The sequence below is a fragment of the Amphritea japonica ATCC BAA-1530 genome (assembly GCF_016592435.1).
Lineage (GTDB): Bacteria > Pseudomonadota > Gammaproteobacteria > Pseudomonadales > Balneatricaceae > Amphritea > Amphritea japonica.
Window position 1 is genome coordinate 2001985 of the sequence record NZ_AP014545.1, and the last position, 23577, is coordinate 2025561.

General features: G+C 48.0%; 24 protein-coding genes. 5 read left to right on the forward strand and 19 right to left on the reverse strand.

Annotated elements, in window-relative coordinates; all coding sequences use genetic code 11:
* Positions 1-191: 191 nt before the first annotated feature.
* The 4 genes from hpaA to AMJAP_RS09290 all read left to right on the forward strand — a co-directional run bounded on the left by hpaA (position 192) and on the right by AMJAP_RS09290 (position 3411).
* On the forward strand, positions 192-1127 hold the full coding sequence (gene hpaA / locus AMJAP_RS09275) for a 4-hydroxyphenylacetate catabolism regulatory protein HpaA (protein ID WP_019622304.1): 936 nt from the start codon (positions 192-194) through the stop codon (positions 1125-1127).
* 214 nt (positions 1128-1341) lie between these two features.
* Positions 1342-2286: a flavin reductase family protein gene (locus AMJAP_RS09280; protein ID WP_019622303.1), complete on the forward strand. Its 945-nt coding sequence runs from the start codon at positions 1342-1344 to the stop codon at positions 2284-2286.
* A gap of 143 nt (positions 2287-2429) precedes the next feature.
* Positions 2430-2837, forward strand: coding sequence for an immunity protein Imm33 domain-containing protein (locus tag AMJAP_RS09285; protein WP_019622302.1), 408 nt, complete (start codon positions 2430-2432; stop codon positions 2835-2837).
* Positions 2838-2991: 154 nt separating this feature from the next.
* Positions 2992-3411: an Hsp20 family protein gene (locus AMJAP_RS09290; RefSeq protein ID WP_019622301.1), complete on the forward strand. Its 420-nt coding sequence runs from the start codon at positions 2992-2994 to the stop codon at positions 3409-3411.
* A gap of 94 nt (positions 3412-3505) precedes the next feature.
* Here the strand turns inward: AMJAP_RS09290 and AMJAP_RS09295 are convergent, their stop codons facing one another.
* The 4 genes from AMJAP_RS09295 to amrB are packed head-to-tail and all read right to left on the reverse strand — an operon-like array spanning position 3506 to position 5345.
* Complete coding sequence (locus tag AMJAP_RS09295) at positions 3506-4003, reverse strand: O-acetyl-ADP-ribose deacetylase (protein WP_019622300.1); 498 nt, start codon at positions 4001-4003, stop codon at positions 3506-3508.
* Positions 3990-4427 (reverse strand): AmmeMemoRadiSam system protein A, encoded by a 438-nt coding sequence (amrA, locus tag AMJAP_RS09300; protein ID WP_201356366.1) that lies wholly within the window; start codon positions 4425-4427, stop codon positions 3990-3992. The genes AMJAP_RS09295 and amrA overlap by 14 nt, the downstream gene beginning before the upstream one ends.
* Positions 4424-4579, reverse strand: coding sequence for a hypothetical protein (locus tag AMJAP_RS09305; protein WP_201356367.1), 156 nt, complete (start codon positions 4577-4579; stop codon positions 4424-4426). The genes amrA and AMJAP_RS09305 overlap by 4 nt, the downstream gene beginning before the upstream one ends.
* Positions 4566-5345, reverse strand: coding sequence for an AmmeMemoRadiSam system protein B (gene amrB, locus AMJAP_RS09310; protein ID WP_019622298.1), 780 nt, complete (start codon positions 5343-5345; stop codon positions 4566-4568). The genes AMJAP_RS09305 and amrB overlap by 14 nt, the downstream gene beginning before the upstream one ends.
* 64 nt (positions 5346-5409) lie before the next feature.
* Here amrB and amrS point away from each other — a divergent pair, with 64 nt between their 5' ends.
* Positions 5410-6489 carry an AmmeMemoRadiSam system radical SAM enzyme gene (gene amrS, locus AMJAP_RS09315; protein ID WP_026340179.1) on the forward strand — a complete coding sequence of 360 codons (1080 nt, stop codon included), beginning with the start codon at positions 5410-5412 and terminating at the stop codon, positions 6487-6489.
* A gap of 10 nt (positions 6490-6499) precedes the next feature.
* Here the strand turns inward: amrS and AMJAP_RS09320 are convergent, their stop codons facing one another.
* From AMJAP_RS09320 to leuD, 15 genes are all read right to left on the reverse strand, one after another.
* Complete coding sequence (locus AMJAP_RS09320) at positions 6500-7447, reverse strand: tRNA dihydrouridine synthase (protein ID WP_026340178.1); 948 nt, start codon at positions 7445-7447, stop codon at positions 6500-6502.
* Positions 7448-7557: 110 nt separating this feature from the next.
* Positions 7558-8775, reverse strand: coding sequence for an O-succinylhomoserine sulfhydrylase (locus tag AMJAP_RS09325; protein ID WP_019622295.1), 1218 nt, complete (start codon positions 8773-8775; stop codon positions 7558-7560).
* 43 nt (positions 8776-8818) lie between these two features.
* Complete coding sequence (purF, locus tag AMJAP_RS09330; protein ID WP_019622294.1) at positions 8819-10336, reverse strand: amidophosphoribosyltransferase; 1518 nt, start codon at positions 10334-10336, stop codon at positions 8819-8821.
* A 55-nt stretch (positions 10337-10391) separates the two neighbouring features.
* Positions 10392-10901 carry a CvpA family protein gene (locus AMJAP_RS09335; protein WP_019622293.1) on the reverse strand — a complete coding sequence of 170 codons (510 nt, stop codon included), beginning with the start codon at positions 10899-10901 and terminating at the stop codon, positions 10392-10394.
* A gap of 69 nt (positions 10902-10970) precedes the next feature.
* Entirely contained in the window at positions 10971-11522 is a 552-nt protein-coding gene (locus tag AMJAP_RS09340) for an SPOR domain-containing protein (RefSeq protein WP_019622292.1), read from the reverse strand.
* The gene (gene folC / locus AMJAP_RS09345) at positions 11522-12817 is read right to left on the reverse strand and encodes a bifunctional tetrahydrofolate synthase/dihydrofolate synthase (protein WP_019622291.1); all 1296 of its coding nucleotides are present in this window, start codon (positions 12815-12817) and stop codon (positions 11522-11524) included. Before folC ends, AMJAP_RS09340 begins: the two co-directional genes overlap by 1 nt.
* 72 nt (positions 12818-12889) lie before the next feature.
* A complete protein-coding gene (gene accD / locus AMJAP_RS09350; protein ID WP_019622290.1) occupies positions 12890-13774 on the reverse strand; it encodes an acetyl-CoA carboxylase, carboxyltransferase subunit beta in 885 nt (294 codons plus the stop codon).
* 30 nt (positions 13775-13804) lie between these two features.
* Positions 13805-14608, reverse strand: a complete 804-nt coding sequence (gene trpA / locus AMJAP_RS09355; RefSeq protein ID WP_019622289.1) for a tryptophan synthase subunit alpha — start codon at positions 14606-14608, stop codon at positions 13805-13807.
* Between the two features lie 22 nt (positions 14609-14630).
* Positions 14631-15866, reverse strand: coding sequence for a tryptophan synthase subunit beta (gene trpB / locus AMJAP_RS09360; RefSeq protein WP_201356368.1), 1236 nt, complete (start codon positions 15864-15866; stop codon positions 14631-14633).
* Positions 15844-16464 carry a phosphoribosylanthranilate isomerase gene (locus AMJAP_RS09365; RefSeq protein WP_019622287.1) on the reverse strand — a complete coding sequence of 207 codons (621 nt, stop codon included), beginning with the start codon at positions 16462-16464 and terminating at the stop codon, positions 15844-15846. The genes trpB and AMJAP_RS09365 overlap by 23 nt, the downstream gene beginning before the upstream one ends.
* A gap of 57 nt (positions 16465-16521) precedes the next feature.
* Positions 16522-17421 (reverse strand): tRNA pseudouridine(38-40) synthase TruA, encoded by a 900-nt coding sequence (gene truA / locus AMJAP_RS09370; RefSeq protein WP_019622286.1) that lies wholly within the window; start codon positions 17419-17421, stop codon positions 16522-16524.
* A gap of 13 nt (positions 17422-17434) precedes the next feature.
* Complete coding sequence (locus AMJAP_RS09375) at positions 17435-20062, reverse strand: FimV/HubP family polar landmark protein (RefSeq protein WP_019622285.1); 2628 nt, start codon at positions 20060-20062, stop codon at positions 17435-17437.
* Positions 20063-20496: 434 nt separating this feature from the next.
* Positions 20497-21612 (reverse strand): aspartate-semialdehyde dehydrogenase, encoded by a 1116-nt coding sequence (gene asd / locus AMJAP_RS09380; RefSeq protein WP_019622284.1) that lies wholly within the window; start codon positions 21610-21612, stop codon positions 20497-20499.
* Between the two features lie 172 nt (positions 21613-21784).
* Positions 21785-22867: a 3-isopropylmalate dehydrogenase gene (gene leuB, locus AMJAP_RS09385; RefSeq protein WP_019622283.1), complete on the reverse strand. Its 1083-nt coding sequence runs from the start codon at positions 22865-22867 to the stop codon at positions 21785-21787.
* Between the two features lie 61 nt (positions 22868-22928).
* Entirely contained in the window at positions 22929-23576 is a 648-nt protein-coding gene (leuD, locus tag AMJAP_RS09390) for a 3-isopropylmalate dehydratase small subunit (RefSeq protein ID WP_019622282.1), read from the reverse strand.
* Position 23577: the final 1 nt, after the last annotated feature.

Consider the following 23577-nt stretch of genomic DNA (forward strand, 5'->3'; position numbering starts at 1 on the left):
GACGATTTATCTCGCTTTTAGAGAATAATATAAAAGATAACTATATGTTTTATAGGGAAAAATAAATTAGACGCGAACAGGGTTATAAGTAAATTGCACAAAGGGTAGAATAATTCACAAAGCGCTGCATCTATATCCAAGCAATATTTGTATCAGTGAAATTGCTTCATCATCTAACTTTGAGGCTGCCTATGAGTAGTAACTCCCCCCTTGCCCAAAGTCCATCCGGTAAACAGGCTAATACTGACACTATCCCTAATATTGATATAGGCCATGCCTATGATCAGCATTATGTAGATGCAGAGATCCATTACGAGCACCACGAAAAAATGGCTGATTTCTTTGGCCGGAATATGCCAGTACATCACCATGACAGGTTTTATCAGGTACACGTAATTCTAAACGGTACGGTGCGTGTCCACCTGGATGAAACCAGTTACACCGTTAAAGGACCCATGTTTTTCTTCACTCCACCGACCATCCCTCATGCTTTTGTTACTGCCAATAATGCAACTGGGCACGTAATAACCGCCCGACAGCAATTAGTATGGGAACTAATGGGGGCAATGATACCGACGGGACTGGCCAGCAAAAGCTTTATGAATAGCCCTCTTTGTGTCGCTCTTGAGCCCAAGAAAGACCCTACAGCGGAGCGTATGCTGCATCTGTTAACACTGATGGCTGATGAAAATGACCACACCAGCATGGAACACTCCCTGGCACTTAAAGCTTTATTGCAGTTAGTATTAATTGACATAGCCCGTCTATCTGATCAAAAACAACCGAAACAGAAAACCAGAAAAGAGGACGTTCGAATATTTCACCGCTTCAATGAACTTATCGAAGCTCATTACTGTGAACACCTGACACTGACTCAATACTCAGACATGATCAGTGTTACTGAGGCTCGCTTAAACGAGATCTGTCGTCGTCTTGCTGGGCTTCCCTCAAAACGATTAATTATGGAAAGACTGATGCAAGAAGCCAGGCGACAACTCACTTATTCAGTAGCGCCTATTACTGAAATCAGCTATCAACTAGGCTTTAAAGACCCGGCATACTTTGCCCGTTTTTTTCGCAGAAATGCAGGTGAGACTGCTAGCGAATATAGAGAAAAAGTAAAATAGTCCTAATAAACAAAATGTTATTGTTTATTTTATCTTTTATTGGCATTTCTGGATAATTCTTTAAACTGTGAAAAGTACAAACAAAGCAATGAAAAACATATGTTATCTATCTGTATTGAACCTATAATTAGTTAACATATGAAGTTTCGCGTAGCTTGGCGCATACAGAAACATAATAATCAAAGCGACTCCTATTAATATAAAGGTGACCTCCATGTCTCAGACAGCATTTGACCCTAAAGATTTCCGCCGTGCGTTATCTCAGTTTCCGACTGGTGTAACAGTTATCACAACTCTGGATGCTGAAGGAAAGCCTGTCGGTGTTACGGCCAGCAGTTTCAACTCTGTGTCAATGGATCCCGTTCTGGTGCTGTGGAGCATAGACAAAGGTGCGCACAGCCTTTCTGCATTCGAAAATGCAGAAAATTTTGCAGTTAATGTTCTTGGACAAGACCAGGTCGCTACCTCGAATAACTTTGCCAGCCGGGGTGAAGACAAATTCGCCAACGCAGCTTACTCTGCTGGCTTAGGCGGCGCTCCCATTCTAGACGAATACGCGGCACAATTTGAGTGTAAAACCTGGGCCGTTTACGACGGCGGAGACCACTTGATTCTGGTGGGGGAAGTCATCGACTACCGCTACAACGATAACGTAGAGCCGCTGGTCTTTGCCCGCGGAAGCTATGCAATCTCTGCACAGCACCCTGAAATGGTTAAAGCTTCCAGTCCATGTGAAAACACTGCTGCTGAAGGTGGTTTTGTTGGTGATTATCTCCTCTACCTGCTTCGCACAGCTTATCAGAATTTCAGCGCTGACCTTTACCCTAAACTACAGCAAGAGTGTGGCGTTAATCCCGAAGAGTGGCGTATCATGGCGCGAATGATCGGTTGCACTGAAACCAAGATAAGCGACCTGACGGATATCGTTATGCAACCTGAAATCGCCTTACGACAGTCCGCTGACTGGATGGTTGAGAAAGGCCTGGTTGAGTATGCTAACGCAGACACCCTGAAGCTTACCGATAAAGGAACAGAGACCGCCACCAAAATGCAGGAACTGGCAATTAAAGAAGAATCAGCCCTGCTTTCTCAGATACCCGCAGAGCAGGCAGGTCAATTTAAGGCAAACCTTAAAACACTTATTGATAAGCTCAGTTAAGTTCATCACTGCCAGCGGGGCCACCCGCTGGTATTTTTTCTACTAACGCCCACCTACTTTCAACCGATCAAAGCCAAGCCCTAAACTTCCACTGAAAAACAGCGTAAAATACCCGGCTTTAAATCCATCAGGCCGGAGCCGTTATGAGTCTCGAAGATATCGATAAGCCTTTAAGTACAGAAGACGAAACAGCCCAGACCAAGAATGGCTTTCTCGCGCTGGTATCTAAATTAGTCTTTGAGGAAAATTTACCGGTACGCTTCATGTACAAAACCGTTCCCGCCCATCTGAACGATACCGGATGGCGCATGTTTACGGGTTATGAAACTCCTGAATTCCTTGAAAATGAAGCCATTAACTTATTACCGGTTAAGCTTGAAAAAATGACCGAGCTCGACGCCTCACTCACCGAACTGGTTGAGTTTAATGCCGGTACCGTTTGGGAGCGAACTCCTGAATCAGAGGGCTGGGAACGCGTCTATGATTTCAAGATACCCGCGGAACAGGTAGACGTTGAAATTACTAATGATGTCGATGATTTTAAACATTAAGCCTGATCTGTTTGAATAATATTCTGAAGCCTTTCCCTTGAAAGGCTTTTTTTTGTCCTCATAAAGTAAGTTAACGGAGGCTCAAGAGAGGTCCGTTAATCGCCTGATCATTGAGATAGGCAACTGATAACATATTGCTTTAGAGGATATTATTATGCGTCAATTTGACCTGACCCCACTTTACCGTTCTGCAATCGGCTTTGACCGCCTGGCTTCTATGATTGATGACGCCAGCCGCAACGAACAAGCTCAGAACAGCTATCCCCCTTATAACATTGAACTGATCAGCGAGCACGCCTACCGCATCACGATGGCAGTTGCCGGCTTCGATAAATCCGAAGTATCTATCAACACCGAGCACGGGATGCTCACTGTGAGTGGCAGCAAAAAAGCTGATGAAACCGAGCGGCAATATCTGCATCAAGGCATCGCAGCGAGGGGATTTGAGCGTAAATTCCAATTAGCTGATCATGTCCGGGTTACTGATGCATCAATGGAAAATGGCTTACTGCATGTTGAGCTAATTCAGGAAATCCCAGAAGCCATGAAACCTCGCGCAATTACTATCAATTAAGCTAGCGAGCTAGTCCGAGCGATTATATCAGGGAGTCTATGACTCCCTGTGTTGAATACTTCCGGTCAGCCAGCCACCTCTGCTCCGGCCTCCACTATCTCGACAACCGTTGGCGATACAGCGAAGCCATACTCTCATCAAAGCAACAAAAAACAACTTCAACCAAACCACAGCGTTGATACAGATCCAGGACAGTGCAAACCGCAATATCAACCGCCTGCTCTCTTGGATAACCATAGATTCCACAACTAATTGCAGGGAACACAACCCGCTGAATACCGTTATCCAGACACAGCTTTAAAGAGGCCTCATAACAGGATGCCAGCAATCGGGCCTCATTACGTCCACCCCCATGCCAAATAGGGCCTACAGTATGGATGACATATTGTGCTGGCAGGTCATACGCCAGCGTCATGCAAGCTTGCCCTGTAGGGCAGCCCTTAATGCTTTTACATTCAGCTAATAACTGAGGTCCCGCAGCACGATGAATAGCGCCATCGACACCCCCTCCCCCCAGCAACGTACTATTCGCAGCATTCACGATAGCCTCACTGCGCAACATAGTGATATCACCCACTTCAACACGGATCACTAATCGGCGCTCCTATTTTAATCACCTGGTATGTCCAGCACTGGACATTATCGCTCCAGTAATTGGCTGCAAGCCCCGCCTTTTTACGTAACTGGCTGAGAAACTCTTCCGACTGAGTGAGCTGCTCCCACACAGATGGAAGAAACGTGGACCGATGGCCCTCAGCTTCAAACACCAATCCATCAATACCCGGCCTGATCTTAGCAAGCAGATCAGCTTCACTGACAATATCAAGCGAAACCATCGGCGTGAGTACCGACACTTCATACTCAAGCACCGCTAACTCCGCCTCACTAACCGGCTGAAAACGCTGATCCCTAAAAGCAGCCAGATAACTGTTCCGTACAACCGCATCAACCAGGGAGCTATTCGCTTCAAGGTTGCCTATACAACCCCTAAGCTGGCCGTTAACTTTAAGTGTCACAAAGCAGGCGCGATTTTTTTTAGCCTGACAGAAACGTCACACTCGATCAGGGATTCAACCCCCTTTCCATATACCCCTCTGGCAACAGATTCTCTGGCAAGCCACAGCAACAACGCTTGCTCTTGATTGGTATACTGTTCAATAAAAGGCATAAGACGAATATCCCACTACCCGGTTTCGATCACCCGCAGTATCCCCAGAATTACAATAATCTATAAACTCTGCCTGCAGTCCTTGTTCTGCCGCATAGGCCAACCAGCCATTCAACGCATAACAACCACAAGCTTGCTGTGGTTGAATCTCAGGCTTGAGTTGGTTGATCTGCTGTAGTGTTGCCCGGTCTATTGCCATTGCCTCGTCATACTCATGAAAATGGCTCAGGTCGCTACTAATAATAATCAGCGTCTCTGGCTCCATCAATATTCGGCCGATCAGTGCAGCAACCTCATTTACTGGTGTCTGTCCCACCAAAACAGGGAGTACTAAGTAGCCACCATCAAGTAACTGCAGAAAAGGAAGCTGCACTTCAAGACAATGCTCACGCGCATGAGCCACATCGTTGATCACCACGCGCTCTTCTTGAGTAAGCACAGAGCTCAGCTGATGATCTAGCCTTATTGTCCCCAGCGGCGTTCGCCACAAATCGGCACTCATCACCGCCATACCCAGCAGGGGAACCCGGTGGGCAGGTCCCATCAAAACAACACGGGATATCATAGGTAAGTACGGCCGAATACGGCTGTAGGCACCGGCAGCAACCCCTCCTGAATACACTAACCCTGCATGTGGCACCATAATAGCGACAGGCATACAACCCTGATGCTGATTATCAGCAAGTAATTGACTCACCATGACAGCCAACTCATCAGGACTTTGGGGATAGAACATGCCTGCGACGGCAGACTGCTTAATTCTCATATACACTGATCCTATAAAAGACAGCAATACACTGAGTATAGTCCTGAGCCGGACGTTAAGCCCTATGACAATCTTGAAGCCGCAACACCCAACTCATTACTGGCACCCTGTAGAAGAAGGACGAGTACAGTGTGATGTTTGCCCTCATCAATGCAAACTAAAAGAGAGGCAGCGGGGGCTATGCTATGTACGCGGCAATGAAGCAGGAGAAGTCGTTCTTTATAGCTACGGCCACTCCAGTGGTTTCTGCATAGACCCGATTGAGAAGAAACCTCTTAATCACTTTTTACCTGGCACACCGGTACTCTCCTTTGGCACAGCAGGCTGTAATCTAAGCTGCAAGTTTTGCCAGAACTGGGATATGAGTAAATCCAGACAGATGGATACGCTAGCCAGTCAGGCAACACCGGAAACACTTGCTAACGCCTGCGTTAAAACCCACTGCCGATCAATTGCCTATACCTATAATGATCCGATCATCTTCATGGAATACGCCATCGATGTAGCCAAGGCCTGTAGCGAACAAAATATTAAGTCAGTCGCTGTGTCTGCAGGCTTTGTAATGCCCGCCCCCAGAATCGAGTTTTTCCAACACATGGATGCCGCTAATATAGATCTAAAAGGCTTCAGTGAAAAATTTTACCGGAAGTTTTGTGGAGGCCACCTGCAAAATGTTCTGGATACCTTGACCTACCTGGTTCATGAAACGAACTGCTGGGTCGAGATCACCAATCTCATTATTCCCGGCGAAAATGATAACCAAGCCGAACTTCAGGCGATGAGTGAGTGGATCAGGGACAATCTGAACGCATATGTACCAATACATTTCACCGCGTTTCATCCCGATTATAAAATGCTCCAACACCCCCGCACGCCTCTGGAAACACTGGAACGTGCCCGAAGAATAGCATTAGACTGCGGCCTTAAACATGTTTATACCGGCAACGTAGCAGCTATCGACAGCGGCTCAACTTACTGTAGCCATTGCAAGCAATTGCTGATCGCACGCGATCAGTACCAGCTGGGCAGATGGAATTTGGATGCGCATGGCCGCTGCAATGATTGCCAAACGCCACTAGCAGGAAAATTTGAAGCAGAACCGGGCCATTGGGGAGCACGGCGTCAGCCCCTGCGCTTTACCTGAACCGCCACTCTTATGAATATTGGTAAAGAAATCGTCTGACTTCTTCGACCTGTGTTAACGCTCTCATATCCTGCAGCATAGGCATCGCCTCGGGATATTCTCTGGACATCATCTTCAGCCACTGCTTAATACGGCCGTGCACGTACTTAGGTGCAAGCTGTTGCTCAACCATATCCAGAAACTGCAACAACAATAACCGCATCTCCTCCCAGGATAGATGATCAGGATCATCACCCCGCTGCAGCGCTTTGATTCGCAGTCCCAGATCAGGCGCAGCGACCAATCCACGACCAATCATCACATCATCACAACCACTAACTTCCCGGCAGCGCTGATAGTCCTGCCAGTTCCAGACTTCTCCGTTCGCCGTCACCGGAATAGACAGGTGCTCTCTTATCTTTGAGATCCATTCCCAATGGGCCGGCGGGCGGTAACCCTCCTCTTTTGTTCTGGCGTGAACTGTCAGACCACAAGCCCCGGCATCTGCAATGGCTGATGCATTCTCGAGTGCCAGCAGTTTATCGCTGTAACCTAAACGCATCTTTGCCGTCACTGGAATATGATCGGGCACTGCCTGGCGAACCCACCAAACGATCTTGTGTACCAACTCAGGCTCATTAAGCAAAATAGCCCCACCTTTGCTTTTGTTGACCGTCTTTGCCGGACAACCAAAATTAAGGTCGATACCATTTGCACCGATGCTCACCGCTTTACGTGCATTGCCGGCCAGTATTTGCGGATCGCTTCCCAGCAGCTGCAACACCACCGGCGTCCCTGCACTGGTGCGACTATCATTAAATAGTTCAGGGGAGATTTTGCGAAATACTTTTGCTGGCAGAACCCGTTCAGATACCCGCACGAACTCTGTGACGCACTGATCTATTCCACCTATTCGTGTCAGCATCTCACGCATCGGCGCATCAACAACACCTTCCATCGGTGCCAATACTATTCTCACGCTCACTTCCTGATCAATATTTTAGTTTAACTAGAGACGCCATCTTATTGATATAAAATAAAAAAACCCGCTCCGATCTTCATCAGGCGGGTATTTTTGAATGCAATATTTCAGATAGCAGCCAGCCCTAGCTGCAGGTCTCGTTTAATATCATCTACCGATTCCAGACCAACGGAAAGGCGAATAAGATTATCCTTTATCCCCGCCTCAACTTTTGCCTCAGCACTCATACGGCCGTGAGTCGTAGTACCCGGATGCGTAATTGTACTCTTCACATCACCCAGATTACCGGTAATTGAGATCATCTTAGTCGCATCAATAAAACGCCATGCAGCCTCTTGGTCGCCACTGACTTCAAACGCCAGTACGCCACCAAACGCTCGCTGCTGCTTTGTTGCCAGCGCATGTTGCGGATGCTCTTCAAGACCTGAGTAATATACTTTATCGATGCCCGGCTGCTGCTTTAGCCATTCCGCCATCTCTAGCGCATTAGCACTATGAGCTTTCATACGAAGCTCAAGCGTCTCAAGACCCTTCATAAAGACCCAGGCATTAAATGGACTCAGACAAGCCCCACCGGTACGGATAAAGCCATAGATCTCTTCCATCTCTTTATCACGACCAACAACAACACCACCGACACAACGCCCCTGACCATCCAGGTATTTAGTAGCCGAATGAACGACAATATCAGCCCCCTGCTTCAAGGGCTGTTGTAACGCGGGTGTACAGAAGCAGTTATCAACCACCAGTAGCGCATCAATATCATGCGCAAGCCGGGATACCGCTTCAATATCACCCAGCTCAGCCAGTGGATTAGACGGTGTTTCCAGAAAAAACATGCGGGTTGCTGGTGTTATAGCTGCAGACCAGGCATCTAAATCGGTTGGATCTACATAAGTGACACTGATGCCTGTACGGCTCAGATACTTATCAAACAACGATACGATGGAGCCAAACACACTGCGAGAACAGATCACATGATCACCCTGCTTAAGCAGAGACAGACAGGTGCTGAGTATAGCCGCCATACCTGAGGATGTTGCTACCGCTCGCTCTCCGTCTTCAAGCGCAGCCATACGCCTTTCAAACGCCTGAACCGTTGGATTGGTAAAGCGGGAATAGATATTTCCCTCCTCTTCACCACCAAAACGCGCTGCGGCTTCCCGGGCGCTGGAATAGACAAAACTGGAGGTAGGATAGATCGCATCATTATGCTCACCCTCATCACTCCGCTGTTGCCCTGCGCGAATAGCCAAAGTGCTGAATTCATAGTCAGCATCTTCAAACTGTATCCGCTCCGGACGTTCAAAACTGGACTTGGACATCTGCCATAGTTCCCGTTATAACAACAATACGAATAAAACCTGCTTAGCTTATGGTCGCGTGCAGGTCAGCATTCTGGTTGGTGGTGGATTTCTTGCTACCACCTTTAGCACTATCATTCCGCTCATCATCGATACGTTGAAGATACGCATCATCAATATCGCCGGTAATGTACTGCCCATCAAATACCGAAGCATCAAAGCCTTTGAGCGAGCTATTACCTGCCAGCAAGCAATCTTTCAGATCATCAAGGTCCTGATACAACATCCAGTCAGCCCCTATCTCTTCACCCACTTCATCATCCGTACGACCATGAGCAATCAGCTCCGTGACCGAAGGCATATCGATACCGTAGACATTAGGATAGCGAACAGCTGGCGCTGCTGAAGCAAAATAAACTTTCTTAGCACCCATCTGGCGCGCCATCTGAACTATCTGCTTCGAGGTAGTCCCACGAACAATAGAATCATCAACCAGCATCACAACGCGATCCTTAAACTCCAGCTCAATCGGATTAAGCTTGCGCCGAACTGATTTAGCACGCTGTGTCTGGCCTGGCATAATAAAGGTACGGCCGATGTAACGGTTTTTGATAAAACCTTCGCGAAACTTAACACCCAGATGGTGAGCCATCTCCAGTGCCGAGGTACGACTGGTATCGGGTATCGGAATGATCACATCGATATCGTGATCCGGGCGCTCACGAACCACCTTCTCTGCCAGCTTTACGCCCATGCGCATACGCGATTTATAGACATTAATTTCATCGATAATCGAGTCTGGACGAGCCAGATATACGTATTCAAACAAGCAGGGGTGAAGTTGTGCCGATTCGGCGCACTGCAGGGTACGCACCTCACCTTCTTGTGAGATAAATATGGCCTCACCCGGCTCAATATCACGCACCAGCGTGAAACCAGAGATATCCAGGGCCACAGACTCAGATGCAACCATATACTCCAGACCATCGGCCGTTTCCCGCTGACCATACACCAACGGACGAATACCATGCGGATCACGAAAAGCAACAATCCCATAACCGGTAATAACGGCGACTACCGCATAGCCCCCGGTACAGCGCTTATGAACAGCCTTAACAGCCGTAAATATATCATCAGCCGTTGGCACCAGCTTACCGATCTGTTGCAGCTCATGAGCCAGAATATTCAACAATACTTCTGAGTCTGAGGTGGTATTAATATGACGCAGATTTTCTTTGCGCATCTGCTCACGCAGATCCGCAGTATTAGTCAGATTACCATTATGAGCCAGCGCGATACCGTAAGGAGCATTGACATAAAATGGCTGAGCCTCCGCTGAACTGGAGCTCCCCGCTGTCGGATAGCGCACATGACCAATACCCATATTACCCAGCAGGCGTTTCATGTGACGAGTCCGAAACACCTCGTTTACCAGACCGTTGTCCTTACGCATAAAGAAGCGATCAGCCTCACAGGTCACCATACCGCCGGCATCCTGGCCACGGTGCTGTAGCACTGTCAATGCATCAAAAATAGTCTGATTTACATTAGATTTGGCTACGATGCCAACTATACCGCACATTTGCGCTACCTCAGGTATTAAGTTAGATACAGCAAGTATAAATTAAAAAAACGAATTAACTTGTACTTCCGCTGAGATTCCAGATCATCTGACCTATCTCAGCAGCGGTTTCCCGCGTCCAGGTTTCCATCAGTAAAAAATGAGGAATTAACTGCGACTCAGACCACCAGATATCCTGAGTTACTGGTGTACGCACCAATAACGCAGAGATTACAATTACAATCAGGCCACCCCTGATCACACCAAAACCAATACCTAAAATCCTGTCAGTACTGCTCAACCCAGTAGCATTGACCAACATATTAATAAGGTTATTAATCACGGCGCCCACCATCAGTGTAGCGATAAAGAGAAGAATAAAGGCTGCACCAATACGCAGCGAAGGAGATTGCAGAAGATCATCCAGCAGCGTGCTCAATGACGGAGCAAACAGCCGGGCAACTATAAAGGCGGTAACCCAGGTAACCAACGACAGCGCTTCTTTCATGAAACCGCCACGCAAGCTATACAAGCCAGAAATTGTAATGATGCCGATAATCGCCCAATCGGCCCAGTTTAGTACCATTCCAAATCTCTACATCAAGGTCTAAATTAAGAGCCGGATTCTACCAGAGCTCTCACCTTAACCCAACGATTATCGTGTAGTAAAACGGACGATAATGCCATCCAGACCGAACTCTTTCTGAATGCTCTCCTGCAACTCAGTGAGTCTGGTTTTCTGAATATCAGGCCCAACGAACACTCTTAGCAAGTCACCGGTCTTACGAATATAGACCTTATAACCCGCTTTAATCAGCTTTCGCCGTAATCCTTTCGCATTATCTTCATCTTTAAAACTTGCCAGCTGTAGACTCCAGGCAACCGGCACGCCCTGCTGATCGAGCGCAGGCGGATCATCATGGAGCGTTATAACAGGCTTCTGCTTAGCCACCTCTTCAGCCACCTTCTGCGGTACGACAGCGACAGTGACTGGCTCAGCAGGCTGTGCGGGGGCTGTCGTATCCGGCAGCTGTTCGGCTTCCTGCGTTATAGTCACCAGCTCAGGCTCAAACGGCGGCGGCGGTATCGCGCTTTCCAGCTGGCGCTCTCGATAACCGGCGCCATCGAAGAAAATCGGAATAAGAATCACCGCTGCCAAAATTAGAATTGCTGCGCCGGCAAGACGCTGTTTAAAGCCGTCATTCACTAGTTTTTATCATCCATATTCAATACCGTTAATGCCTCAGCCACCGTAAAAAAAGAACCCGCTACAACTACCCTGTCATCAGGTTTAGCCGATGCTTTAACCGCCTTAAGTGCAATCCGAACAGTAGCATAAGCAGACTCTGGAGTAACGATAACTCCCTGCTGTTTAAGCTTTTCGCCCAGCGCTTCTGCTGTCTGACCCCGAGGGACATCCAAACCCGCCAGATACCAACGATCAACAACCGACGTAAGATGCTTTAATACTTCATCGATATCTTTATCTGCCAACATCCCCAGCACCATAAACGTTCGCCCTTTTACGGGCTTAGCTCTTAGCTGTTCAGACAAATATTCTGCAGCTTCCGGGTTATGAGCCACATCCAGAGTGTACTGTATACCATTCTGAGAGACCGCCTGCATGCGCCCTGTCAGTGATGCTGATTTCAGACTATTACTTAACAGCTCCGCTTGCGGCAACCTATCGAGTATCTGCAGCACCTGTATTACTGTGGCAGCATTTGCTTTAGGCAATGTCAGCTCAGATAGACCTGAGAAAGCCAGTAACGTTCCATCTGCCTGCTTAGACTGCCAGGTCCAGCTACTCTGATCCTCTTGCATAACGGTAAACGCCTGATCTCGCAGATAAAGCTCAGCACCGATCTCATTGGCATATGCCACCAGTCGCTGCGGGGGGGTAGAATCACCACACACTGCCGGACAACCGGGACGATAGATGCCTGCTTTTTCATAGCCGATCTGCTCTCGGTCATCCCCTAACCAATCAATATGATCAACTGAAACCGTCGTGACAACAGAGATATCGGCATCAACAATATTGATCGCATCCAGTCTCCCTCCCAGACCGACCTCTAACAACATAACATCCGGTTTCTCGGTCGCAAAAACATGCAGTGCTGCCAGCGTGTTGTATTCGAAATAGGTTAAAGCCACCTGATCCCGAGCACGCTCAATCGCCATAAATGCCCGAATTATCAGTTCATCACTTACAGACTGACCATTCAACTTAATACGCTCGTTGTAGCGCAAAAAATGAGGCGAAGTAAAGCAACCGACTGTTTCACCCTGATCCCGAAGCACCTGATCCAGCATCGCTATGGTTGACCCTTTACCGTTAGTCCCCCCAACAATAACCTTTTGACTACCACTCAAATCCAGCTTCATACGTTGAAAAACGGTGCGTACCCGATCAAGCCCCAATTCGATTTTATCGACGGGATGGCTACTTTCGATCCATTCAAGCCACTGCGGCAGGGTATTAAAGTGTACTTCGGACATAGTGCTTCAGTTTATTCCAGACAATAAAAAGGCCGCCAATATTAATACAGCGGCCTTATTTAAGGGTTAATATCAGACCGAGTCTGAAGCCGGCGCTGAAACAGCAGGAAGCCCCTGCATCATACGCAACACAGAAGAGAGACGCTCACGCAGCTCACCACGGGAGATGATCATATCTATCTGACCATGCTCAAGTAGAAACTCACTGCGCTGAAACCCTTCCGGCAGCTTCTCACGAACTGTTTGCTCAATAACCCGGGGGCCAGCAAAACCAACCAAAGCTCCAGGCTCACCTATATTCAGGTCTCCCAGCATCGCCAATGACGCTGAAACACCACCATATACGGGATCGGTCAGAACAGAGATATAAGGAATTCCCGCCTGCTTAAGCTTTTCCAGCGCCGCACTTGTTTTAGCCATCTGCATTAGCGAAAACAGTGCTTCCTGCATACGAGCACCACCACTGGCAGAAAAGCAGATCATTGGAATCCCCTCTTCCAGGGCGATATTAGCAGCGCGTACAAAACGCTCTCCAACAACCGCACCCATGGAACCACCCATAAATTTAAACTCATAGGCAACAGCAACGATCGGCAACCCATTAACCTCACCACGCATAGCGATCAAGGCATCTTTTTCACCGGTCGCTTTCTGCGCGGCGACTAAACGATCTTTATACTTCTTGGTATCACGAAACTTAAGATGATCTACCGGCTCTACCTCGGCAGCGATCTCACGGAACGTCCCATCATCAAGAAACGCTGTCAGGCGGGTCCGTGCAGTTAACCGCATATGGTGATCACATTTGGGACACACATTGAGATTTTTTTCCAACTCCGGGCGATACAGCACAGATTCGCACTTTGGACACTTTTTCCAAAGGCCTTCAGGAATATTGGTTCGCTTCTTCTCAGAGCGAACCAAAGAGGGAACAATTTTATCCAGCCAGTTACTCATTATTACTCCAGCTTCTGCTCAACGGCAGCCTTATTTATCCATTGCCTGACGCATACTAGCAGTAATCGCTGCAACTGCATCAGGGATCTTATCCTGATCGCCCGCAAGCTCGGCAATCTTATTAACCAATACGCTGCCTACAATAACGCCGTCAGCAACTTCTGAAACCGCTCGAGCAGAAGCATCATCACGAATACCAAAGCCAACGCCGACCGGCATATCTGTGTGCTGACGAATCATTTGAAGCTTTTCTGCCACTTCTTCAACATTCAGGGATGCTGACCCGGTTACGCCCTTGACTGATACATAGTAGACATAACCGCTTCCAGCTGCACAGATCAATTTAACCCGCTCTACTTCAGTTGTAGGTGACAACAGATAGATTACATCGATATCTGCAGCCTTCATCAACTGGTTAAATTCACCGGCTTCTTCAGGAGGCAGATCAACGGTTAGAACACCATCGAGACCAACCGCCTTAGCTTTCTCAGCAAACACTGAGTAACCTAACACTTCAATAGGATTCAGATACCCCATCAACACAACAGGTGTGGTTTGGTTTGTCTGACGAAATTCTGCAACTATATCCAGTACATCAGTAAGACGAGTACCGTGTAACAGCGCGCGCTCACAAGCCAGCTGTATGACAGGACCGTCGGCCATAGGGTCAGAAAAAGGAATACCCAGCTCAATAATATCAGCACCAGACTCAACCAGCGCATGCATTAATGGCAGTGTTACTTTTGGATCAGGATCACCCGCGGTGACATACGGAATCAACGCTTTGCGGCCCTGGCTTTTCAGATTATTAAAACACTCAGTAATACGACTCATCTTAATCTTCACTCAGTCAGGGCTAAAAGTTAATGCCATCGATTTCAGCGACAGTATGGATATCTTTGTCACCACGGCCAGACAGATTAACCAGAATAATCTGATCTTTGTCCATTGTTGGCGCCATCTTCATCGCTTCAGCCACTGCGTGACTGGATTCCAGTGCAGGCATAATGCCTTCAGTCAGGGTCAGGTGTCGGAATGCATGCAACGCTTCATCATCGTTAATCGCGGTATATTCAGCCCTGCCAATATCCTGCAGATAGGAATGCTCAGGCCCTACACCCGGATAATCAAGACCCGCTGAAACAGAATGTGTGCCAATAATCTGACCGCCATCATCTGACATCAGGCAGGTACGGTTACCATGCAACACACCCGGATGACAGCCCGAGCTTAGCGGTGCTGCGTGCTGACCCGTTTCAATGCCATAGCCACCCGCTTCAACACCAATCATGCGTACATCTGCATCTTCGATGAATGGATGAAATAAGCCAATCGCATTCGAACCACCGCCAACACAGGCAACCAAAGCATCAGGAAGCTTACCGGCCTGAGCCAGGCACTGCTGACGTGCTTCCCGACCAATGATGGACTGAAAATCACGTACCAGTTTAGGGTAAGGGTGCGGGCCTGCCGCTGTCCCTATGATATAAAATGTATTATCAACATTGGTAACCCAGTCACGCATCGCTTCGTTCATCGCATCTTTCAGCGTACGAGTACCCGATGTAACAGAAACAACTTCAGCACCTAACAATCTCATCCGATAAACATTCAATGCCTGGCGACGAATATCTTCTTCGCCCATGTAGACGGTACATTCAAGACCGAGCCTGGCAGCAACCGTTGCGGTTGCAACACCGTGCTGCCCTGCCCCTGTCTCAGCGCTTACTCGAGGCTTCCCCGTAAACTTTGCCAATAACGCCTGGCCAATCGTATTGTTTACTTTGTGCGCGCCTGTATGGTTTAAGTCTTCACGTTTCAGGTATATCTGAGCGCCACCCAGCTCCCGGGAAAGACGCTCCGCATGATAAAGCGGTGACGGTCTGCCTACATAGTGGGCTAAATCACGGTCAAACTCGGCCTGAAACTGTGGATCCCGCCAAAGCATTTCGTAGGTCTGCTCTAACTGCTGGAGAGCAGCCATCAAAGTTTCAGACACATAACGTCCCCCGAACTGACCAAAATGGCCACCGGCATCGGGCATTTGCTTTGCGATCGCGAGATCTTCTTTAGTTGGCACGAGATACCTCATTCATAAATGATATTATTTTAAAACTGTCTTTCAGGCCTTTAGCTGCTTCAACCCCACCACTGACATCAACAGCATAGGGGCGAACATGGTCAATAGCCTGTTTCACATTATCCTGATCGAGTCCGCCCGCAAGAATGAGAGGCTTACTCAAATCAGCCGGGATGCGATCCCAGTCAAACGCTTCACCGGTACCACCTGGTATTCCAGCTCTATAAGCATCCAGCAGCACAGCACTTGCTGAAGCAAAGCGTTTAGTTTCAGCCACCACATCAATATCCGGAGACATACGCAGCGCTTTAAAATAGGGTCTTTCAAACTGGTTACAATAGTCTGGTGATTCATCACCATGAAACTGCAACAGATCTATACCTGTCTGATCAAGAACAGCCCTTACCTGGTCTGGCGATTCATTTACAAACAATGCTACCGTCGTAACAAAAGGCGGCAATTGCTTAATTATCGCTTCAGCAACAGTCGCTTCAACAGATCTGGGACTAGGCGGATAAAAGACAAAGCCAAGCGCATCCGCGCCAGCGTCAATCGCTGCCAGCGCATCCTCAAGCCTTGTAATACCACAGATTTTTACGCGAGTTCTCAACACTTGGATCAGACTACTTTAAAAGAGAGTAATAGTAACAGATAGCAGGCCTTGAGGTTAACCGTTTTGCGTCAGGAAATAAGGCCCCAGTTCTGATTTTGGCAAATCATATTGATCCGGGTATTTTACATCGACAAAATACAGACCATAAGGAGGCGCCGTCACTCCGCCTCGAGTGCGGTCACGCGCTTCAAGCACCTGCCTGGCCCAAAGCGGCTCCGCCTCACCTGCCCCGATAGTCATTAAAACACCGGCAAAATTACGAATCATATGATGCAGAAAAGCGTTTGCCCGTACATCAATCACGATAAGATCGCCCGCGCGATAAAGCTCCATCGCTTTTACCTCACGAACCGGACTGTTAGCCTGACAAGCTATCGCCCGATAAGAGGTAAAATCATGCTCACCTACCAGGTAATTTGCGGCTTCTTGCATCCGGAAGAGGTTCAGTTTTTTATGAGTCCAAGTGACGCCCCTGCTTAACAAACCTGGTTTTACCGGCGAGGTATAGATCAGATAGCGATAACGCCTCTCCATAGCCGAAAAGCGAGCATGAAAAGTATCATCCACCGACTTAGCCCACCGAATAGCAATATCATCAGGAAGGTGGGTATTCGTCCCCCTGACCCAGGCTCTGTCAGGCCGCACGGCGTCAGTATCAAAATGTATTATCTGATAGGTACCACTGACACAGGCATCAGTTCGACCCGCACAGATCACTTTAATTGGCCCATTCGCTATTTTAGATAACGCTTTTTCAACTGTTTCCTGTATGGAAGGAACATCTTTCTCTTTCTGCGTCTGCCAGCCCCGATATGCAGCACCTGCATACTCGACGCACAACGCATAACGCTTAAGCTTTGAATCAGCCACTTCTACCTGCTTAACCCCGAAACTAGAAGAGGCGACCGAAGTCGCCTCTTGCTGCTTTTCTATCTGGGTTTTATCCCGTTGCATATAACGTCTTATCTCAACTATTAATTGAACCCAGCAAACTATTCGCTTCAGTTTGTTGAGCATCACTGCCTTCTTTCAGAATCTCCTGAAGGATATCCTTAGCGCCATCAAAATCTTCCATATCGAGATAAGCCCGCGCCAGATCCAGTTTAGTTTCTACTTCGTCAGCACCTTCAAGTAGGTTCAGACCATCAAGAGAATCATCTTCGCTGTCATCTCCTGCATCCAGACTAAGCTCATCACCACCAGCATCACTCAATAACATCTCTAGCTCTGAATCAAGCTCGGCATCTAAGTCATCTGCCACTGCCGAATCCTGCTCCTCTGCATTAGGTGGCGACAGCACTTCTTCATCAAGCACTATCTCATCACCTGCCGCGCCATCAAGAAGCGCTGCCAGATCAGCATCAAGATCAGCATTGGAAGATTCTTCAGAAACATCCAGCTCCTCAACGTCAGACTCATCGACACCGGCCAGCAACTCAGAAAGATCATCCTCAACATCAGTATCAGCTTCATCTTCCTGACCCAACAGTTCTTCAAGGTCAGCAAACTCTTCATCTGAGGCATCAACAACCTCCTCAGAAGCGTCTGCATCCGCCAGCAGCGCATCGAGATCATCAATCTCGATCTCATCCTCAGCCAACATGTCGCCCAGAGCCTGTTCATCCTCCGAGTCAGCATCAGCAGCAACCGTATCGGTCTCACCAAGATCAAGATCGAAATCAAGATCCAGTTCATCTTCTGACGGTGCTTCGGCCTCATCAACAAGCTCTTCTACAGCTTCTTCAATATCAAGTTCAGCAGGCGTAGCAACATTAAATTCAAGATCGTCCGTCTCTTGCTCATCACCGCTACCAGACGCATCATCTACTTCGGCCAGCAAGTCTTCCAGACTATCAAGCTCAGGCTCTTCATCTGCCAGATCTGCCAGACTATCTGCAAGTGGGTCATCATCAAGATCATCAAGATCCAGAGACTCTGTCTCTTCGCCCAGAATCGAATCTAAAGCGTCATCAACCTCTTCTTCGGCCTCTTCAACTTCTTCTGCTAAGGGCTCAGACGGAACCTCAGACACCGCATCATCAAAGCCAAGATCGAATTCATCTTCGTCAATTATTTGCTCATCGGCATCATCAACTTTATCCAGATCCATATCGAGATCAAGGTCGAGATCATCCAGGTCACTCTCTTCTTCAGCCGCTTCTGGTTCAACATCGGCGTCTGCAACAACCTCTTCAATCGCTTCCTGCTCTTGAGGCTGCTCATCAACTATTGCTGTTTCCTCAGAAACAGGCGCTGCCTGTGGCTCCTCTTTTTTGCCACGGCGCAACAGAAGCAGTGCCAGGAGGAACGCAACAATTGCACCACCAGCGGCACCAATATAGAGGCCAAACTGTTCTAACAGACTTTTAGGCTTAGCTTCCGGTGCTGGCGGCACAGGCGCTACAGCTGGCTGTTGTTTAGCGGCATCCAGCTCTGCCTGAAGATCAGTCAACTGTTGATCTTTCAGCTCTACCAGTCGATGTAAACTTTCCATCTGCTGGGCAAGCGCATCAACTCTGCCTGAAAGTTCTTCATTTTCACGTTTAATCTGGTCAACTGTTTCCAGTGCCGAAGCAAGTTCCGTTTCCAGTTGCTTGTTTTTTTCCAGCAACGCAGCATCAGCAGTACTAGTGTCAATATCGGCCGCCTGATCTGAGGCAGTTCCTGCATCTGCAGCAGTATCAGGAGAAACTATCTTAAGCTGCCCCTGGGCCGACTTGGCTGCAACTTCTTCACCCTTTTTTCCGGAAGCGGCCTTTTTATCTTCAGCACTTGTGGCATCCATCTGCTCCACTTCAGCCGCTGGGTTCACAACACCCTGCTTCCACATCTGGGTCTGGCGCCAGAATTCTTCATTGGCCTGCTTTTGACTCAGCGTTTTTATTTCTGCTTCGGAAGGCAGGTCTAATACAACCCCAGCCTTCAGCTGATTAACATTATTATTACTAAAGGCTTCAGGGTTCTTGCGCTGTAATGCCAGCATCATCTGAGCTTCAGTGATATTGGCACTGGGCTTATGACGCTTGGCAAGATCCCACAAGGTGTCATTTACATCTACATAAACCTGCCCGTCAGTCATCCGGGTACGAATATTATTAGCTGGTTTCTGCGGGGCTAACGGTTTAGCAGCAACAGGGGCGGAAACCGGCGTCGCAGCAGATCGCGCAGGCTGAACAGCAACAGGCGCTGGCGTAGGATCGTAGACAGGAGGATCGAGCAGGACCGTGTATTCACGGACTAACCGGCCACTCGGCCAGTTAACCTCTACCAAAAAGTTCAGAAACGGTTCTTTCACCGGTACTGACGAAGTCATCACGATAGATCCGCGCCCAGAAGAACTCGGCTTGACCTCAAATGACACATCGGAGAGGAAACGTAACTTCTCTATTCCCGCCAGGGCAAAATCATCGATATTTGCCATGCTGGGTTGAATCTGTTGTGGGTCGACTTCTCGCATCTGAAGAAGCTGTATCTCTGCTTGCAGAGGCTCATTCAGCGCTGACGTTATTTTAATTTCACCGAGACCCAGTGCATATGCATTGGAGGTTCCTAGTGCACCTGCAATTGCCAAACTTAGGGCTAATTTGCGCAGCATATTTTCGCTTCCTTAATTTCCCCGGTTCTGAAATTGATAAAAAGCGTCAATATTCAGAAAGTTACGTATCCAGTATTAATGGCCAAAGTATTCATTAAAACTGCTGTTTAATCAACAACTCAGATCGACCTGATAGAGGCAATCTTGAGAATTAAAAACCTAAAATTCCTGCACACACTTGCTATACAAACACGAAAAACAGCTAATGAAATCAATATAACCCTTATAATACATAAACTTAAGAAGCCATCTATAGAAATTACACCCGTTATAAATCAATTTGAGCAGGCAGAAATTTACACTACCTAAGTTGGGGACTGTGATTATCACCTTTGTGTGAATTTCTTTTATAGGAGATTAGTTGATATGAATCAGCCTGACCCAGACAAAAAAAAACCGGCTATATCAGCCGGTTATCTTTAATTCGATGCAGATCAGTCTTCCAACAAGATCCGTAGCATCCGGCGTAACGGCTCAGCCGCTCCCCAAAGCAGCTGATCACCAACACTGAAAGCATTCAGGTATTCATCGCCAATATTCATCTTACGCAGGCGACCAACAGGCACATTCAAAGTACCTGTGATTTTAGCCGGTGTCAGTTCACTGGACGTAATATCACGATCGTTTGGAATTACTTTCACCCAATCGTTTGCTTCAGCAATCATGGATTCAATCTCATCCATTGGCAGATTTTGCTTCAGCTTAATTGTGAAAGCCTGGCTGTGACAGCGCATTGCACCAATACGCACGCACGTGCCATCGATAGGAATAGGACTGTCGTTCAAGCCCAGAATCTTGTTCGTTTCAGCATAGGCTTTCCACTCTTCACGACTCTGGCCGTTATCCAACTTGGTATCGATCCAGGGAATCAGTGACCCTGCCAGTGGCACACCAAAGTTATCCGTTGGCATATCGCCAGAACGAATCGTCTGTGCAACCTGACGGTCAATATCAAGAATAGCGCTGGCAGGATTTGCCAGATCAGCAGCAACTGAGTCTTTAATCACACCCATCTGAGAGATCAGCTCACGCATATGACGCGCACCGCCACCCGATGCTGCCTGATACGTCATGGAGGTCATCCACTCAATCTGTCCAGAATTAAACAGACCGCCCAGACCCATCAGCATCAGGGAAACAGTACAGTTACCGCCAACATAGGTTTTTACACCGTTAGCCAGGCCGTCTTTAATGACATTCATGTTGACAGGGTCAAGCACGATGATCGCATCATCTTCCATCCGCAAAGAGGAAGCTGCATCAATCCAGTAGCCTTTCCAGCCGGCTTCACGCAGAGCACCGTAGACCTGTTTCGTGTAGTCGCCGCCCTGGCAGGAAATAATGGCATCCATCTGTTTCAGTTCATCAATGGATGTTGCATCTTTCAGCGCAGGAATATCTTTACCGATATCCGGACCTGCCTGACCTGCCTGGGACGTTGTAAAAAAGACCGGCTCATCGATATAGTCGAAGTCACGTTCTTCCATCATGCGCTGCATCAGCACGGAACCAACCATTCCGCGCCAACCTACAAAACCTACACGCTTCATCTGTTCCACCAAAAACTAGGAATAATATAAAATAATAAAGCCGCCACATATTACCTGTGACAGCTTACTATGGCTCCGGACGTTCCGGAGCCATATAATTATGCAACAATTTAGTCACATAGACTATCTGATTTAGAGCGATTTATAGCCAGTTACCAGCCTAAAAACCGTTTTATGCCTGTAACGCGGCAATTACCGCATCACCCATTTCAGATGTCGAAACCTTCTGCATACCTTCAGACCAGATATCACCGGTGCGCAGGTTCTGATCAAGAACCGCACTAACCGCCGCTTCGATACGATCAGCAGTCGCACCCTCGTTCAGCGAGTAACGCAACATCATGCCAGCTGACATAATAGTTGCCAGTGGATTGGCCAGATTCTGACCCGCGATATCAGGCGCTGAACCATGGCAAGGCTCATACATACCTTTGCCGTTCACATCCAGAGAGGCTGACGGTAACATACCGATTGATCCAGTCAGCATCGCTGCAGCATCAGACAGAATATCGCCAAACATGTTTCCGGTTACCATCACATCAAACTGCTTTGGCGCACGCACCAGCTGCATCGCCGCGTTATCAACATACATATGGCTTAGCTCAACGTCTGGGTACTCTTTAGACAGCTCTTCCATGATTTCACGCCACAACACAGTTACTTCAAGCACATTGGCTTTATCGACGGAACAGAGACGTTTATCACGGGCACGGGCTGCTTCAAACGCAACACGGCCGATACGACGGATCTCGTTTTCATCGTACACATAAGTATTGTACCCCTCGCGTATACCACCCTCTTTCTCGCGGACACCCCGTGGCTGACCAAAATAGATACCACCGGTCAGTTCACGTACGATCAGAATATCCAGACCGGATACAACTTCAGGTTTCAACGTAGACGCGTGAGCCAGTTGCGGATACAAAATTGCCGGACGCAGGTTACCAAATAAACCCAGGTTTGAACGGATACCCAGCAAGCCTTTTTCAGGGCGAATCTGAAAATCTGGATTAGTATCCCACTCAGGACCACCCACAGCACCCAGCAAGATAGCATCCGCTGCATTAGCCGCATCCAGCGTTGCCTGCGGCAGAGGGACACCGTCCGCATCGATCGCTGCACCGCCAACCAACGCTTCAGTCAGCTCTAAACCCAAATTATCCTGCGCATTTACCAGCTCTAATACACGACGGGCCTGCGCAACGATCTCAGGACCAATGCCATCACCAGGTAAAATCAATACATTCTTAGACATTACTTTGCTTCCTTAAACTGGGCTGCAGACATAAGCCAGCAGCCTGAATTTCATTATCAGATTACTTAATCGCGTCAAACAACCAGGGTGCCTGCTGACGGCGCTTCTCTTCGTAAGCTCGAATATCATCACCGTGTTGCAGCGTCAGACCGATATCGTCCAACCCATTCAGAAGGCAATGCTTGCGGAAATCATCCATGCTGAACGACATCTCTTCACCGGATGGCGTCACCACCAGCTGGCGTTCCAAATCGATTGTCAGCTGATAGCCTTCGGTAGCCGCGGCTTCTTTAAAGAGCTGATCGACCTTATCGTCATGTAACACAATCGGTAACAGACCGTTCTTGAAACAGTTATTGTAGAAGATCTCTGCGAAACTAGGTGCGATCACCGAACGGAAACCGTAATCATCCAACGCCCATGGCGCATGTTCACGGCTGGAACCACAACCAAAATTCTCCCGTGCCAGTAGTATACTGGCGCCCTGATAACGGGCCTGATTCAACACAAACTCTTCATTTAACGGACGACCTTCGCAGCTCTGATCCGGCTGACCTTCATCCAGATAACGCAGCTCGTCAAACAGATTCTTACCGAAACCGGAACGCTTAATCGATTTAAGAAACTGTTTAGGGATAATCATATCAGTATCAATATTGGCCCGATCCATAGGAGCGGCGATACCTGTGTGCAATGTAAACTTATTCATG

Bases quoted from the DNA above. Each gene is read 5' to 3' on its own strand.
- hpaA (WP_019622304.1), top strand. From the start codon at position 192: ATGAGTAGTAACTCCCCCCTTGCCCAAAGTCCATCCGGTAAACAGGCT.
- AMJAP_RS09280 (WP_019622303.1), top strand. From the start codon at position 1,342: ATGTCTCAGACAGCATTTGACCCTAAAGATTTCCGCCGTGCGTTATCT.
- AMJAP_RS09285 (WP_019622302.1), top strand. From the start codon at position 2,430: ATGAGTCTCGAAGATATCGATAAGCCTTTAAGTACAGAAGACGAAACA.
- AMJAP_RS09290 (WP_019622301.1), top strand. From the start codon at position 2,992: ATGCGTCAATTTGACCTGACCCCACTTTACCGTTCTGCAATCGGCTTT.
- AMJAP_RS09305 (WP_201356367.1), bottom strand. From the start codon at position 4,579: ATGCCTTTTATTGAACAGTATACCAATCAAGAGCAAGCGTTGTTGCTG.
- amrB (WP_019622298.1), bottom strand. From the start codon at position 5,345: ATGAGAATTAAGCAGTCTGCCGTCGCAGGCATGTTCTATCCCCAAAGT.
- amrS (WP_026340179.1), top strand. From the start codon at position 5,410: ATGACAATCTTGAAGCCGCAACACCCAACTCATTACTGGCACCCTGTA.
- AMJAP_RS09325 (WP_019622295.1), bottom strand. From the start codon at position 8,775: ATGTCCAAGTCCAGTTTTGAACGTCCGGAGCGGATACAGTTTGAAGAT.
- purF (WP_019622294.1), bottom strand. From the start codon at position 10,336: ATGTGCGGTATAGTTGGCATCGTAGCCAAATCTAATGTAAATCAGACT.
- AMJAP_RS09335 (WP_019622293.1), bottom strand. From the start codon at position 10,901: ATGGTACTAAACTGGGCCGATTGGGCGATTATCGGCATCATTACAATT.
- folC (WP_019622291.1), bottom strand. From the start codon at position 12,817: ATGTCCGAAGTACACTTTAATACCCTGCCGCAGTGGCTTGAATGGATC.
- accD (WP_019622290.1), bottom strand. From the start codon at position 13,774: ATGAGTAACTGGCTGGATAAAATTGTTCCCTCTTTGGTTCGCTCTGAG.
- trpA (WP_019622289.1), bottom strand. From the start codon at position 14,608: ATGAGTCGTATTACTGAGTGTTTTAATAATCTGAAAAGCCAGGGCCGC.
- trpB (WP_201356368.1), bottom strand. From the start codon at position 15,866: ATGAGGTATCTCGTGCCAACTAAAGAAGATCTCGCGATCGCAAAGCAA.
- truA (WP_019622286.1), bottom strand. From the start codon at position 17,421: ATGCAACGGGATAAAACCCAGATAGAAAAGCAGCAAGAGGCGACTTCG.
- AMJAP_RS09375 (WP_019622285.1), bottom strand. From the start codon at position 20,062: ATGCTGCGCAAATTAGCCCTAAGTTTGGCAATTGCAGGTGCACTAGGA.
- asd (WP_019622284.1), bottom strand. From the start codon at position 21,612: ATGAAGCGTGTAGGTTTTGTAGGTTGGCGCGGAATGGTTGGTTCCGTG.
- leuB (WP_019622283.1), bottom strand. From the start codon at position 22,867: ATGTCTAAGAATGTATTGATTTTACCTGGTGATGGCATTGGTCCTGAG.
- leuD (WP_019622282.1), bottom strand. From the start codon at position 23,576: ATGAATAAGTTTACATTGCACACAGGTATCGCCGCTCCTATGGATCGG.